Annotated in this window: 13 protein-coding genes; 5 read left to right on the top strand and 8 right to left on the bottom strand. The window is 56.2% G+C overall.

The annotated features are described in order from the left end of the window. Nucleotides 1-3: 3 nt before the first annotated feature. The gene (locus HX773_RS21755; protein WP_176973288.1) at nt 4-1,344 is read left to right on the top strand and encodes an LLM class flavin-dependent oxidoreductase; all 1,341 of its coding nucleotides are present in this window, start codon (nt 4-6) and stop codon (nt 1,342-1,344) included. Between the two features lie 84 nt (nt 1,345-1,428). Here the strand turns inward: HX773_RS21755 and HX773_RS21750 are convergent, their stop codons facing one another. Together HX773_RS21750 and HX773_RS21745 are read right to left on the bottom strand one after the other, a co-directional pair. Beyond that, the gene (locus HX773_RS21750; protein ID WP_370463632.1) at nt 1,429-2,214 is read right to left on the bottom strand and encodes a phosphate/phosphite/phosphonate ABC transporter substrate-binding protein; all 786 of its coding nucleotides are present in this window, start codon (nt 2,212-2,214) and stop codon (nt 1,429-1,431) included. Next, on the bottom strand, nt 2,111-3,178 hold the full coding sequence (locus HX773_RS21745) for a fatty acid desaturase (protein ID WP_176973286.1): 1,068 nt from the start codon (nt 3,176-3,178) through the stop codon (nt 2,111-2,113). The genes HX773_RS21750 and HX773_RS21745 overlap by 104 nt, the downstream gene beginning before the upstream one ends. A gap of 204 nt (nt 3,179-3,382) precedes the next feature. On the opposite strand from HX773_RS21745, the gene HX773_RS21740 reads away from it, so the two are divergent. Further along, complete coding sequence (locus tag HX773_RS21740; protein WP_176973285.1) at nt 3,383-4,405, top strand: LLM class flavin-dependent oxidoreductase; 1,023 nt, start codon at nt 3,383-3,385, stop codon at nt 4,403-4,405. Nucleotides 4,406-4,503: 98 nt separating this feature from the next. Here HX773_RS21740 and HX773_RS21735 read toward each other — a convergent pair whose 3' ends face one another. The 6 genes from HX773_RS21735 to HX773_RS21710 all read right to left on the bottom strand — a co-directional run bounded on the left by HX773_RS21735 (nt 4,504) and on the right by HX773_RS21710 (nt 9,321). Then, the gene (locus HX773_RS21735; RefSeq protein ID WP_176973284.1) at nt 4,504-5,775 is read right to left on the bottom strand and encodes an alanine racemase; all 1,272 of its coding nucleotides are present in this window, start codon (nt 5,773-5,775) and stop codon (nt 4,504-4,506) included. Between the two features lie 11 nt (nt 5,776-5,786). Next, nucleotides 5,787-6,524 (bottom strand): amino acid ABC transporter ATP-binding protein, encoded by a 738-nt coding sequence (locus HX773_RS21730; RefSeq protein WP_008109157.1) that lies wholly within the window; start codon nt 6,522-6,524, stop codon nt 5,787-5,789. Next, nucleotides 6,521-7,165 carry an amino acid ABC transporter permease gene (locus HX773_RS21725; protein WP_154156654.1) on the bottom strand — a complete coding sequence of 215 codons (645 nt, stop codon included), beginning with the start codon at nt 7,163-7,165 and terminating at the stop codon, nt 6,521-6,523. The genes HX773_RS21730 and HX773_RS21725 overlap by 4 nt, the downstream gene beginning before the upstream one ends. Then, nucleotides 7,162-7,899, bottom strand: a complete 738-nt coding sequence (locus HX773_RS21720) for an amino acid ABC transporter permease (RefSeq protein WP_176973283.1) — start codon at nt 7,897-7,899, stop codon at nt 7,162-7,164. The genes HX773_RS21725 and HX773_RS21720 overlap by 4 nt, the downstream gene beginning before the upstream one ends. 50 nt (nt 7,900-7,949) lie before the next feature. Further along, nucleotides 7,950-8,786 carry a transporter substrate-binding domain-containing protein gene (locus tag HX773_RS21715; RefSeq protein ID WP_008109152.1) on the bottom strand — a complete coding sequence of 279 codons (837 nt, stop codon included), beginning with the start codon at nt 8,784-8,786 and terminating at the stop codon, nt 7,950-7,952. Between the two features lie 142 nt (nt 8,787-8,928). Further along, nucleotides 8,929-9,321 (bottom strand): RidA family protein, encoded by a 393-nt coding sequence (locus tag HX773_RS21710; protein ID WP_008109150.1) that lies wholly within the window; start codon nt 9,319-9,321, stop codon nt 8,929-8,931. A gap of 391 nt (nt 9,322-9,712) precedes the next feature. On the opposite strand from HX773_RS21710, the gene HX773_RS21705 reads away from it, so the two are divergent. The 3 genes from HX773_RS21705 (at nt 9,713) to zigA (ending at nt 13,129) form a co-directional block, all read left to right on the top strand. Beyond that, nucleotides 9,713-10,465 (top strand): IclR family transcriptional regulator, encoded by a 753-nt coding sequence (locus tag HX773_RS21705; protein ID WP_176973282.1) that lies wholly within the window; start codon nt 9,713-9,715, stop codon nt 10,463-10,465. A gap of 116 nt (nt 10,466-10,581) precedes the next feature. Further along, nucleotides 10,582-11,688: an ABC transporter substrate-binding protein gene (locus tag HX773_RS21700; RefSeq protein ID WP_176973281.1), complete on the top strand. Its 1,107-nt coding sequence runs from the start codon at nt 10,582-10,584 to the stop codon at nt 11,686-11,688. A gap of 220 nt (nt 11,689-11,908) precedes the next feature. After that, on the top strand, nt 11,909-13,129 hold the full coding sequence (zigA, locus tag HX773_RS21695; RefSeq protein WP_176973280.1) for a zinc metallochaperone GTPase ZigA: 1,221 nt from the start codon (nt 11,909-11,911) through the stop codon (nt 13,127-13,129). Nucleotides 13,130-13,155: the final 26 nt, after the last annotated feature.

Here is a 13,155-nt window from a genome sequence, read left to right as displayed (position 1 = left end):
AGAATGAGTCAGACACAACGCCAGCTGCGGCTGGGCGCGATTATTCAGGGCGTATCCGGCAACATGTCGGCATGGCGTCATCCCGATGCGGTGGCGGATGCCAGCATCAACATCGATTACGTGCTGGATCTGGCGCGCAAAGCTGAGCAGGCGAAGATCGATTTCCTGTTTGTCGCCGATGGTTTGTACATCACGCCGCAGTCGATTCCGCACTTCCTCAACCGTTTTGAGCCAATTACCTTGCTGTCGGCGCTGTCGCTGGTGACCCAAAAAATCGGTCTGGTCGCCACGCTTTCAACCTCCTACAGCGAGCCGTTTACCGTGGCGCGCCAGTTCGCCAGCCTCGATCATCTGAGTGGCGGTCGCGTTGGCTGGAATGTGGTGACGTCGCCGCTGGAAGGTTCGGCGAAAAACTTCTCGCGCAGCAGCCATCCAGAGCACGACGAGCGTTACCGCGTTGCCAGCGAGTATTTGCAGGTGGTGAAAGGGCTGTGGGATTCGTGGGAAGGCGATGCCTTTGTGCGTGACAAACAGAGCGGAGAATTCTTCGCCGCCGACAAGCTGCATACGTTGAATCATAAAGGACACTACTTCTCGGTGCAGGGACCGCTCAACGTGGGCCGCTCGCCGCAGGGTCGTCCGATTGTGTTCCAGGCGGGCGCTTCGGAAGCGGGCAAAGCCTTCGCCGCTGAAGCCGCCGATGCCATTTATACACGCCAGGAAACGCTGGAGCAGGCGCGCGAGTTCCGTGAAGACGTGCGTCGCAGGCTGGTGGTACGCGGCCGCGATGCCGATGATATTCGTGTGTTCCAGGGCATCAGCGTGATTATCGGCGAAACGGAACAGGATGCTGAGCGCCGTTATCAGCAAACCGCCGAGCTGGTGACCATCGATAAAGCGCTGGAGTATCTTGGACGCTACTTCGAGCATCACGATTTCAGCCAGTACGCGCTGGATGAAGCTTTCCCGGACATTGGCGAGCTGGGCAGCAACAGCTTCCGCAGCACCACCGACAAGATCAAACAGAACGCGCGCGAACGTGGCTTAACGCTCCGCCAGGCGGCGCTGGAAGAAGCCACGCCGCGCCCGAGTTTCCTGGGTACGGCGGAGCAGGTTGCCGAAGGGCTGGCAAACTGGTTCCTGCAGGGCGCAACCGACGGTTTTATCGTGCGCGGCGGTACGCCAATGGCGTTTGATGATTTTGTGGTGCAGGTGATCCCGCTGTTACAGGCGCGGGGGATTTATCGCAAAGAGTATGAAGGCGAGACGCTGCGCGAGAATCTCGGGTTGGCCGAGCCGGAGAACCAGTTCGCGGCAGAGCGTAGTCGTCAGCAGGTGGCGTAAAGGTCAAAAGAGCGCGATGAATCGCGCCGCTACGGATAGATGCACATGTTCGTAGCGGCGCAATTTATTGCGCATGGTTGAATATCACAGGCTTGTCACGCCCAGCGCGGCGGCGCGGTCTTTCCACTCCCGCACTTCGTCATAAAACGCCCGATCGCTCACGCTGAATCCGCTAATCAAACTCTCCGCCAGCAGATCCCGATAACGCTTATCGCTGGTCAGTTCACTCAACGCACTGCGCAGTTTTTCAAGGGTTGATGCATCGGTTTTAGCCGACGTAATCAGCGGCAACGCGGCGCACAGCGGCGTTTCGCCGATGATCTCCAGCCCCGCCAGCTCCTGCGGGAAATTGCGGCGCAGCAGCGCCCAGGTGATGCAATCAATCGCCGCGATATCCGCATCGCCCGCACGCAATGCCGCCAGCGACTGACGATGGCTGCCGCTAAAAAGGGTTTCACTGAAGAATTTCCCGGCCTGCGCCAGCGGCGCAATCACGTAGCGCAGCGAGTTGAAGCCGGAGTGGGAATCGTTGCTGTTGCACACCGCGCGCCGTCCACGGAAATCGCTCAGCGTCAGGTTTTCATCTGCGCTGCGCGCTACCAGCCAGCTGCGATAACGCTGGCCGTCGCAGCCCTGGGCGCTGGAGTGAAAGGTGCCGACCAACTGCACATCGGGCAGCAGTTCCACCAGCGGATAACCGCAGGTTTGGCTCAGCAGCAGCTGGTCATCGCGCCAGTGCGGCAGTAAATCCTGCGGCCAGCTAACCTCAGCTTGCACGCCGCGTTGTTGCAACAGCGTCGTTAGCGCTAAGGTCAGGCCTAAAGTCGCCTGATGATTGATGTCGTACATCGGTAACGAAAGCGTGAGCATCCTGTGCATCCTTTTGCGTACCCGGATGGGCATTAACCTCGACCGATTTGCGCCAGAAGCGGGTTATCCACTCGCCATAACCGGCGACGCGAAAACCGTGGTTACGCTGATGATAACCATCGCGATACAGCAAATAGACTTTGCGTAATCCGTACCACGGCAAACTGGGCAGATCGTGATGTACAGAATGATAGTTGAGATTGAGGAACAGCAAGCGCCACGGCAAGGCGGCTTCGTTATTGACCGAGCGCGCCAGCGGTTCTTCTTCGGCGCGATGCTCGTAGAACGATCGTACTTTGGTCAGCATCAGCGCCGGATAACTCACCGTCAGCACGAACCACAGCGGCGAGAAGCCGTGCAGCGTCATCCAGTAAAACAGCCCGCTCAGTAAGGTCAGATGAATAATCCACATCGCCATCGCCGGTTTATCGCGCTGGATAAAGGCATGCACCAACGTTTTGAGAGTGGCGGCCATATCCAGCAGCGGGCCGATCAGCAAGCGGCCGGGAAAAGTGTTGCGCAGATGAATCACCTGCTGCTGCCAAGGTTTGAGTTGCGCCCAGCGCTCCGGCGAAAGGTAGTAGGTTTCCGGATCTTCATCGGGATCGGTCAGCGTGTGATTGCGATGATGCGCCAGATGCGAGTCGCGGTATAAGCCATACGGATACCACACCGCCAGCGGCAACGTGCCGAACAGCTGGTTGAGCCGGGGAAAACGCGTCGGGTGGCCGTGAATCAACTCATGCTGTAGCGACATATACCAGGTGGTAAACAGGATCAGCAGCAGCGTGCTCAGCGTTAATCCCAGCGTTTGCCAGAAGACAACGCTGGCGAACCAGCCGCCGTACACCGCTACCATCAATAGCCACGTCGGCAATTCGCTGCGCCACAGCCAGCTGCGCGCCAGTTGATGCACCACGTCACGCTGTTGCGCACTGAGATAGGCGGATGTCCCTTTACTCATGGTGAAGCCGAACCTGTAAACAGTGATTAGGCTCTTGACGATGATTGATCACCGTGATGAACACAAAGAATCTCTTTTTCTTACTTATGCAAAAAAGTTGATGAAGCGCGCGAAATCTATTGGCTATCAGTCACCTCGTCTGTGGCGTAACCTTGCTGCATTGAAAACGTTTGAGCCTGCGCGGCTCACGAGGAGAATTTCAGCATGAAAAATATCGGCTTCTTATCCTTTGGTCACTGGACCCCATCATCACAATCTGCCACCCGTTCGGCGCAGGATGTGCTGCTGCAATCGATTGATTTAGCGGTCGCCGCCGAAGAGTTGGGTGCCGATGGCGCCTACTTCCGCGTGCACCATTTTGCGCGTCAGTTGAGCTCGCCGTTCCCGCTGCTGGCGGCGGTTGGTGCGCGCACCAAAAAGATTGAAATTGGTACCGGCGTGATCGACATGCGTTACGAAAACCCGCTGTATATGGCGGAAGATGCCGGTGCGGCGGACCTGATTTCCAACGGTCGCCTGCAGCTCGGCCTGAGCCGTGGCTCGCCGGAGCAGGTTATCGAAGGCTATCGCTACTTTGGCTTTGACCCACAGAACGGTGAAAGCGATGCCGATATGGGCCGTCGCCATACCGAGGAACTGCTGGAAGTACTGCGCGGTGAAGGTTTTGCTAAACCGAATCCGCAGCCAATGTTCCCCAATCCACCGGGCTTGCTGCGTCTTGAGCCGTTCTCGGCCGGTTTGCGTGAGCGTATCTGGTGGGGATCGGGTTCCAACGCGACATCTATCTGGGCGGCGCAACAGGGCATGAACCTGCAAAGCTCAACTTTGAAAGATGATGAAACTGGCGAACCGTTCCACGTGCAGCAGGCGAAGCAGATTCGTGCTTATCGTCAGGCGTGGGAAGCGGCGGGACATCAGCGTACACCGCGTGTTTCGGTGAGCCGCAGCATCTTTGCGCTGACCAACGACACCGACCGCGCGTACTTTGGTCGCAGTGGGCAGGATCAGGATTCGGTGGGTTTCCTCGACGAGAAAACCCGCGCTATCTTTGGTCGCAGCTACGCCGCGGAGCCGGAGCAGTTGATCAAACAGCTGGCGCAGGATGAAGGGATTGCCGAAGCGGATACGCTGTTGCTGACCATCCCGAACCAGTTAGGCGTGGATTATTGTGCGCACGTGATTGAGAGCATTTTGACCCACGTTGCACCGGAGTTAGGTTGGCGCTGATGTAATAAATTGCGTCGCTACAACATGTGCACAATTCTGTAGCGGCGCGATTAATCGCGCAATAAATTGCGCCGCTACGAACACGGATTATTTATCCATCAAAAAGCTGTTTCCAGTGAATCTGTGACGCAATAATCATCATCCACCAGCGGCAAATAGCGCCATTTATCAAAGGCGGTACATGGATGCGAAATACCGCAGCCAACCCAATCGCCCACCTGCAGCGGCTCATCATCCGGCAATAACAAATAAGCATGCTGATCGTTCACATCACTGATACGCAAATGCGTCGCCTTGCGTGGCGCGCTGCCATCGGCGTTGCGGATCCACAGCGGATTCGGCAGATCCTGATCGAACGGCACATCGCGGCGGCCAAAATCTACAAACGCCAATCCCGGCTCCGGACGCGATAACACGCGGCCCCAAATCTCCAGCGCGGCAGCAAAATGATGCGTCGCGCCGGGCTGGGCAAAGGGCGCGATGCGCGCATAGAGTCCGCTGTCGTGCGCCATATAGGCCCCGGAACGGATCAGCGGCGTCATCGGCAGCGGCAGTTTCGCTGCGGTGAAGCATGCCGTCACCACATCAAACCAGGCACCGCCACCGGCGCTGAGGATGATGTGATCGCTGGCAAACAGCTGCTTTTCCGCCAGCAATTCAGCGGTAGCGATCATCATCTGGCAGTAATCCTTCACGCGCTGAATGCCGCTTTCATCGCGGCCTGCGCCGAGCGCACCTTCATAACCGGCCACGCCCACCAGCTTGAGCGCCGGGCAGGCGGCGATCGCTTCGGCAATCTCCAGCGCATCTTGCTGAGAACGACAGCCGGTGCGGCCGCCGCTCACTGACATCTCCAGCAGCACCGAAATCTGGCTGTCGCCGAGGTTCTGCGCCAGTAGCTTCACGCCCTGCAGCGAATCGACGTAACACAGGAAGCCGTGATCGGGATGCTGCTGCTGCCACTGCGCAATCCAGCGAATGCCAGCCGGATCGACCAACTCGTTGGCGAGAAACACATTGCGGATACCGAACTGACGCAGCGCGCGCACCTGCGCGGGCGTGGCGGCACCCAAACCCCACGCGCCGCCTTCGCTAATCGCGCGGCGCAGAATGGCGGGTGACATCGAGGTTTTCCCGTGCGCGGCCAGCATCACGCCGTTTTCGCGGCAGAAGTCCGCCAGCTGACGCAGGTTATTCTCCAGCGCCGACTGTTTCATGATCATCAGCGGCGAAAACACCTGATCGCTGCTCAGCACCGCCGTGCCGAGAGCCAGCGGCGACTCACCGGCACCGGCAACCGATTTAAAACGTGGCGCGGTTTGCTGCGCATCCAGTAATCCATCCGCCTGCAGCGGAAAGCGAATCGACATAGATCCTCCTGTTAGTGCTCAAGTACGCGTGATAAGAACTGCTGAGTGCGCGGGTTCTGTGGATTGACGAAAATCTGTTCGGGCGAACCTTGTTCGGCAATCACGCCCTGATCCATAAACACCACGCGGTCAGCGGTTTTACGCGCGAAGCCCATTTCGTGCGTCACCACCACCATCGTCATGCCTTCACGCGCCAGGCTACGCATCACTTCCATGACTTCGCCTACCAGTTCTGGATCCAGCGCCGAGGTGGCTTCATCGAAGAACATGATTTTCGGTTCCACCGCCAGCGCACGGGCAATCGCCACACGCTGCTGCTGACCACCGGAAAGCTGCGCCGGATAGTGATGCGCGCGCTCGGCAAGTCCGACGCGCGTCAGCGCCGCCATGCCGCGTTTATTGGCTTCGGCTTCCGACAGCTTTTGCGCTTTGATCAGCGCCAGCGTGACGTTGCCAAGCGCGGTTTTGTGCGGAAACAGGTTGAACTGCTGGAACACCATGCCAACGTGACCGCAAATTTCACTGGCGCGCTTGCGTTGGTGCAGCGGTACGTCGTTGACCCACACTTCACCGCCGTCGGCCACTTCCAGCCCGCTCATGATGCGCAGCACGGTACTTTTGCCAGAGCCGGAGGCGCCAATCAGCACCAGCACTTCGCCAGGTGAAACATCCAGGCTGATCTCTTTCAGCACCTGGGTTGCGCCAAACGATTTGGTTATCCGGCTTAAGGTAATGGCGGATTTGCTCATGAGATTTGGCTCCTGGTTTGATGATGTTGAACCCAACGGGAAAGCGGGAAGCAGACGGCGAAGTAGAGCAGAGCGACCAAACCGTAAACCACCACCGGTTGACCGATGCGATCGACGATCGCCTGGCCCTGATGCATCAATTCAGACATGCCGATCATGCTGACGATCGAGGTGTCTTTGATCAGGGAAAGATACTGGCCCGCCAGCGGCGGCAGCACGATGCCGCGCGTTTGCGGCAGGATCACGCTCATAAAGGTCTGACGCTTCGACAGGCCTAAAATCCATGACACTTCCCACTGGCCTTTCGGCACCGCTTCGATGCCGGCGCGGAACACTTCGGCGATATACGCGCCCTGATAGATGCTCAGGCCAAGAATACCGGCGGCAAACAGGTTGATGTCATAGCCGAAATAGGCGACGCCGAAGTAGATGAACATCAGCGTGATCAGCACCGGCGTGCCGCGAAACAGTTCGGTGTAGATCACCGCAATCTGCTTCAGGACCGGCAAACGGCTGGTGCGCAACACCGCCGCCAGCAAGCCCAGCAGCGTGCTGCCAATGATCGCGGCCACTGATAGCAACAGCGTGATACCGAGCCCTTTCAGCAGAATCGGTAACGAACTGATGATTAACTCGTTCATAGCGCGTTCTCCCGTTTCACTGGATTAGTCAGCCATTTTCTTGCCCACCACCAGGCGGACTTTTTTACCGGGGTCACCAGCGGCGGGTGGAACATGCGCCGTCCTGCAATCGTACCCAGCCAGGAGAACAGGTTGCTCAGCACCAGATAGACCAGGGCGACTACGCTAAATGTCTGGATATACAGCAGCGTGCGCGCGTTAATCACCGTGGCGGTGCCGGTCAGTTCGGGCAGCGCAATCGCTGACAGCAAAGAGGTGCCAAGCAGCAGCTGAATCAGGTTGTTGATAATGGCGGGCCACACCGCGCGCGCCGCCTGCGGCAGCACTACGGTGAGAAACACCTGACGGCGTGGAATGCCCAGCACCCACGCGGCTTCAAGCTGGCCTTTCGCTACCGATTGAATCCCCGCGCGGAAGGTTTCGGACAAATAGGCACCGACGTTAATCCCCAGCGCCAGTACGCCAGCGGTAAAGGCGCTCATGGTGATGCCGAGCGACGGCAGACCAAAGAAGATGATGAAGATCTGCAGCAGCACCGGCGTGTTGCGGATGAACTCAACGTAGCAGTGACTGATCCAGCGCAGCGGGGCCAGCGGCGACGCTTTCGCCAGCGCCGAGAGCAAACCGAGCGCCACCGCCAGCGCAAACGCCAGCAATGTCACCTGCAAGGTGAGCCACGCGGCGGCAAGAAAAGTGTCGGCGTAGCGCCACAGGGTTAGCCATTGATAACTCATGGTTCTGCTCCTTCGGGCGGCGCAGCAGCAGCTGCCGCGCCGCGTGGGGATCAATATTGCGGATTCAGCGGGTAACGCGGTTTATTGCCGAACCATTTCTGATACAGCTGGGCGTTTTCGCCGGAGGCGTTAATTTCAAACAGGAATTCGTTGAGGTAGTTGGTCCAGACCTGATCGCCCTGTTTCACGCCGAAGGCGTTGTATTCCAGCGGCACCAGTGCTTCGTTGGTCACGGTCAATGTCGGGTCGAGCTTGGCTTGATAGGCGAGGAAGTTGTTATCCTCGATCATCGCATCAGCCTGGCCCTGTTTCACCGCGAGGATGGCTGCCTGCGATGAGTCGTACTCCTGAATCTTCACGTCAATGCCCAGGTTGCGCACTTCGTCACCGTTGGTCGAGCCTTTCACCGTGGCGATGGTTTTGCCGCCCATATCGTGTGCGGACTGGATGCCGCTGTTCTTGCGCACCAGCATCGCTTCACTCGCCACCACATACGGGTTGGTGAAGCCGATCTCTTTGGCGCGTTCCAGATTGCGGGTGAAGTTGCAGAACACCACATCCACTTTATTGGTTTGCAGGTTAGGGATGCGGTTGGCGCTGGTGGTGTTGACCATTTCCAGCTTCACGCCCATCTCTTTGGCCAGCGCTTTGGCAAGATCAACATCGTAACCGTCCGGGTTGCCGTCTTTATCGTAAAAACCGAACGGGGCGAAACTCAGGCAGTCACCGACGCGCAGCGTGCCGCGTTGCAACACGGTTTGCAGCGCTGACTGCGGCGCAGCGCCCGCTTCTTTTTTCTCTTCGGTTGGCGTACAGCCCGCCAGCGTCAGTAATACCAGCGCGCCGGCTAGCGCGTTGAGGCTCACTTTTAGCGATGTTGTCTTCATTGTTATGCTCTCTTTAGAAATTTTGACGAGACGGTGTAATACCGTTATTTCACAGCAAAATAGAAAGGCATCAATTAATAACAGGCTGTCCTGGTGTGGGCGGAGAAAGTAAACATTCGCCAGCCTGTTTTAACCGTAATATTTATTTACGATCGGCGCGGAAGCATTTCATATCGACTTCGACTTTGCAGTCGACGACTAAATCCTGCACGCTACAAATACGCGCCGGTGGATTTCCGCTGAATATCTCACTGAATACTTTATTAAATGAACTGAAATATCGTGCGTCGGTTAATACCGCCGTGACATGCACCACATCCTCCACGCGATAACCGGCTTCGCGCATGATGGTGAGACAGTTTTCGAACGCCAACTGCGTCTGTTCGATGATGCCGCCTTCTACCACTTCGCCGTCGCGCATCGGCGTTTGGCCGGAGATGTAGAGCCAGCCATCGGCTTCAACCGCGCGGGCAAACGGCAGTTTCTGCCCGCCGGTACCGGTTCCGCCTTCTACGCCATAACGTTTAATCGTCATCCCTTTCTGCTCCTGTTGCAGCGAAAATCTGCTTACTGTGTTGTCTGATATACCAGACTGCTATCTGCAATACTGGATAGGGCAAGATTTGCACAGGAATTTTTCTTTTGCAATATGTGCACAGCTATTTAATTTTTTGTGATGTCGTCGGGATCGCAAAATAAAATTAACTTGAGCGTGAGTTTATATTGGAGTGTGATCGCTATCGTAGTTTTATAAAAGTTGAGTGAGCGTCATGCGCCATAATGAGGCGCCAAAATTGATCGTGCTAATAAAAGGCAGGTGATTAATATTTATTTAATCCGGGATGGGTAAAAGCCAATGCGCGGTGTATCATGCCCTTCTTTCATTGCCTTTACCTTTTGTACCCATGCCACCAAGGAGTGAGTTTATGCCGGATGAAAAACCCTCGCGGGCGCGCGGCGTTGACCGGGTTATAGATATCTTTCGGCAGTTGCACAGCGCACGTCAGCCGATGTCGATGCGCGCGTTAATCGACGCCACCGGCGCACCCCGTTCCAGCATTTATGAATTAGTCAGCCTGTTGAGTGAAGCCGGTTTGGTGGAGCTGGATGCCGAAGGTGCGGTGTTCTTTGGCCGTGAAATGCACTATTACGGTGCGGATTATATGGCGCATAACGATCTGATCCGGCGGGCACATCAGCTGATGGTGGAGATTGTGGCGCGCCACGGCGAAACCGTGCAGCTTTGCATGCTGGAAGGCAATAAATACACCGTGGTGCTCTCTGAGAGTAATGCGCATCCGTTTAAAATCACTTCGGATATCGGCGTGCGTGTGCCGATTACCTGGACCGCAACCGGCCGCTTGCTGCTGAGTAACTGGTCGGACAGCGCGATTCTGGACTTGATCCCGGAGGAGGATTATCGCCTCGCCAGCGGCCAAATCCTCGATAAGCAGGCGTTTCTTGATGAAATTCATCATGCCGGAAAACTCGGTTACTGCATGACGGAAGGATTATCGGAAAGCTTCACCTGCTGCATGGCGGCGCCGATCCGTTCGCGCAGTGGTCAGGCCGTGGCGGCGATCTGCTTTATGGTCAGCCGCGATACGCCGCAGGAGCGTCGCCAGATGCTGCTGCAGGAACTGATCACCTCCGGACAAAAACTCTCTGATTTCACCTAATCGCGCCCGCATAAAACTCTGTTACAACTGATTGAAGTGGCGTTTATTTTCGCCACTTAAGGTTGTGTTAAGGTAATTGATAATAATAACTATTCTTTTTACCACGGAGTTTTGGCATGAAAACGCGCCTGCTTTTGGCATTGGGATTACTGGCTTCAACGGCGGCTGCCGCCTCCACGTATCCGCTGACCGTCACTGATATGGACGGCAACACGCAAACCATCAACAAAGAACCCCAACACATCATTTTGCAGGATGGCCGCGACATTTTGACGCTAGCGCTGCTGGATCGCGACGATCCGTTTAAGCGCGTAGTGGCGTGGAATAATCTGCCGAAAAAACAGGACACGCAAACCTGGGATGTGCTGAAAGGGCGCTGGCCGGAAGCGACGAAAATCGTCGATATGGGCTTTAACGATCAGGGCCAGGTCAATCTCGAAAGCGTGCTGGCACAGAAACCCGATTTGATGATTGCGCAGCTGCGCGCCAAACCGGCGTTACAGCAATCGGGCGTGCTTGGCACCTTACAGAATCTGCATATCCCGGTGGTGTTCGTGGATTATGAACTGCATCCGGCGCAGAACACCGCGCCGAGCGTGACGCTGCTCGGCAAAGTGCTGAACCGCGAAAGCCAGGCCAAGGCTTATACCGATTTTTATCAGCAAAAATTCGCGCGCATCACCCAAGGCGTGGCGCAAGTAAAAGACAAACCAACGGTGTTTATCGAGCCGATCGCCGGCAATAGCGACAACTGCTGCTTCACGCACAGCCACAATGGCTGGGGCGGATTGGTGGAAGCGGTGGGCGGCAAAAATATTGGTTCTGAACTGCTGCCGGGCAACGCCGGATTTGTCGCGCTGGAAAAAATCATCGCCATGAAACCGGATGTCTACATCATGACCGGATCGAAGCGTCCAAACGCCAATGTGTTGCCGTTTGGTTATGGCGTGCAACCGCAGGAAGTGAAAGCCACCTTCCAGACGCTGCTGAAGCGCACCGGCCTGGCGCAGATCGAGCCGGTGAAACAGGGCCGCGTGTACGGCGTGTATCACCACTTCTATAACCATCCGTACAACATTATCGGCATGGAAATTCTGGCTAAAGATCTTTATCCGCAACAGTTTGCCGATCTGAAGCCGAACGCGGATTTCCGCACCATCGTTAAAAACTTCACCACATTGCCGGATAACGCGATCGATTTGAGTTACCCGAACAATCAGTAATCGCGGGTTTTCCCACTTCGCCATATTGATCGCCGTTTATGGCGTAATGTCGCTCTATGTATGCAGGTGCGCATGAATGCGCACCCTACGAAACCCTTGCCAAACCAATCGATCAACATTCCTCAATGACAAGGTTAATTGTTATGTTATAACATAACTAAAAACAACGTTGCGCGTATGCCTATACGCCTTGTGAACCTTGTCATTCAGAGGAGTTGCTATGTCAGCATTAATCCAAAACCATGATGGTTTTAAAAAACTGCCCGTCACCGTGCTTTCCGGCTTTCTCGGCGCCGGCAAAACTACGCTGCTCAATCATATTCTCAACAACCGCGAAGGCCGTCGTGTGGCGGTGATCGTCAATGATATGTCGGAAGTGAATATTGATGCCGCGCTGGTGCGCGAGGGCGGGGCAGAGCTGTCGCGCACCGACGAAAAGCTGGTGGAAATGAGTAATGGCTGCATCTGCTGCACATTGCGTGAAGATTTGCTGCTGGAGGTGAATCGTCTGGCGAAAGATGGCCGCTTCGATAATCTCGTGATCGAATCGACCGGCATTTCTGAACCGCTGCCGGTAGCGGAGACCTTCACCTTTGCCGATGAAGAGGGGCAAAGTCTGTCTGCAGTCGCCTCGCTCGACACCATGGTGACGGTGGTCGATGGCTTTAACTTCCTGCGTGACTATGAATCGAATGAGAGCATTCAGTCGCGCGGAGAATCGTTGGGCGCTGAGGATGAGCGCACGGTGGTGGATTTGCTGGTCGACCAAATTGAGTTCTGCGATGTGCTGATCCTCAACAAAACCGATCTGATCAATGAGACGGAAAAAGCGCGGCTGATGGCCATCCTGACGTCGCTCAATCCGCGCGCCAACATCATCACCTCTGAATTCGGCAAAGTGGGATTGGATCAGGTGCTCAATACCGGTTTGTTTGATTTTGATGCCGCCGCACAAGCGCCGGGCTGGCTGCAAGAGTTGCGTGGCGAACACACGCCCGAGACCGAAGAGTATGGTATTCGCAACTTCGTATTCCGCGCGCGTCGCCCGTTCCATCCAATGCGTTTTTCTGACGTTATTGAAAACGAGATGCACGGCGTGGTGCGTTCCAAAGGCTACTTCTGGCTCGCCAGCCGTCCGCGTCATGCCGGTTCCTGGTCGCAGGCGGGCGGCGTATCGCGTCAGGGTTTAGCCGGCATGTGGTGGGCCAGCGTGCCAAAAGATCGCTGGCCAGAAGATGCGGAAAACCTTGGCTACATCTTAGAGAATTGGGTTGACGGTAGCGGCGATGCGCGACAGGAACTGGTGTTTATCGGCATCGAAATGGATGAAACCGCGCTGCGTAGCAAACTGGAAGAGGCGCTGTTAACCGATGAGGAAATGGCGCTCGGGCCCGATAACTGGGTGGAATTCCCCGACCCGTTCCAGCCATGGTTTAACTGATTGTAGGGTCGCCATTCATGGCGACC

The organism is Pantoea sp. B9002, assembly GCF_013385945.1.
GTDB lineage: Bacteria > Pseudomonadota > Gammaproteobacteria > Enterobacterales > Enterobacteriaceae > Pantoea.
This window is presented reverse-complemented; position numbering and strand designations above follow the sequence as displayed.

Excerpts from the sequence above, each read along its gene's own strand:
- HX773_RS21755 (WP_176973288.1), top strand. The coding sequence starts at position 4 with ATGAGTCAGACACAACGCCAGCTGCGGCTGGGCGCGATTATTCAGGGC.
- HX773_RS21750 (WP_370463632.1), bottom strand. The coding sequence starts at position 2,214 with ATGCTCACGCTTTCGTTACCGATGTACGACATCAATCATCAGGCGACT.
- HX773_RS21745 (WP_176973286.1), bottom strand. The coding sequence starts at position 3,178 with ATGAGTAAAGGGACATCCGCCTATCTCAGTGCGCAACAGCGTGACGTG.
- HX773_RS21740 (WP_176973285.1), top strand. The coding sequence starts at position 3,383 with ATGAAAAATATCGGCTTCTTATCCTTTGGTCACTGGACCCCATCATCA.
- HX773_RS21735 (WP_176973284.1), bottom strand. The coding sequence starts at position 5,775 with ATGTCGATTCGCTTTCCGCTGCAGGCGGATGGATTACTGGATGCGCAG.
- HX773_RS21730 (WP_008109157.1), bottom strand. The coding sequence starts at position 6,524 with ATGAGCAAATCCGCCATTACCTTAAGCCGGATAACCAAATCGTTTGGC.
- HX773_RS21725 (WP_154156654.1), bottom strand. The coding sequence starts at position 7,165 with ATGAACGAGTTAATCATCAGTTCGTTACCGATTCTGCTGAAAGGGCTC.
- HX773_RS21720 (WP_176973283.1), bottom strand. The coding sequence starts at position 7,899 with ATGAGTTATCAATGGCTAACCCTGTGGCGCTACGCCGACACTTTTCTT.
- HX773_RS21715 (WP_008109152.1), bottom strand. The coding sequence starts at position 8,786 with ATGAAGACAACATCGCTAAAAGTGAGCCTCAACGCGCTAGCCGGCGCG.
- HX773_RS21710 (WP_008109150.1), bottom strand. The coding sequence starts at position 9,321 with ATGACGATTAAACGTTATGGCGTAGAAGGCGGAACCGGTACCGGCGGG.
- HX773_RS21705 (WP_176973282.1), top strand. The coding sequence starts at position 9,713 with ATGCCGGATGAAAAACCCTCGCGGGCGCGCGGCGTTGACCGGGTTATA.
- HX773_RS21700 (WP_176973281.1), top strand. The coding sequence starts at position 10,582 with ATGAAAACGCGCCTGCTTTTGGCATTGGGATTACTGGCTTCAACGGCG.
- zigA (WP_176973280.1), top strand. The coding sequence starts at position 11,909 with ATGTCAGCATTAATCCAAAACCATGATGGTTTTAAAAAACTGCCCGTC.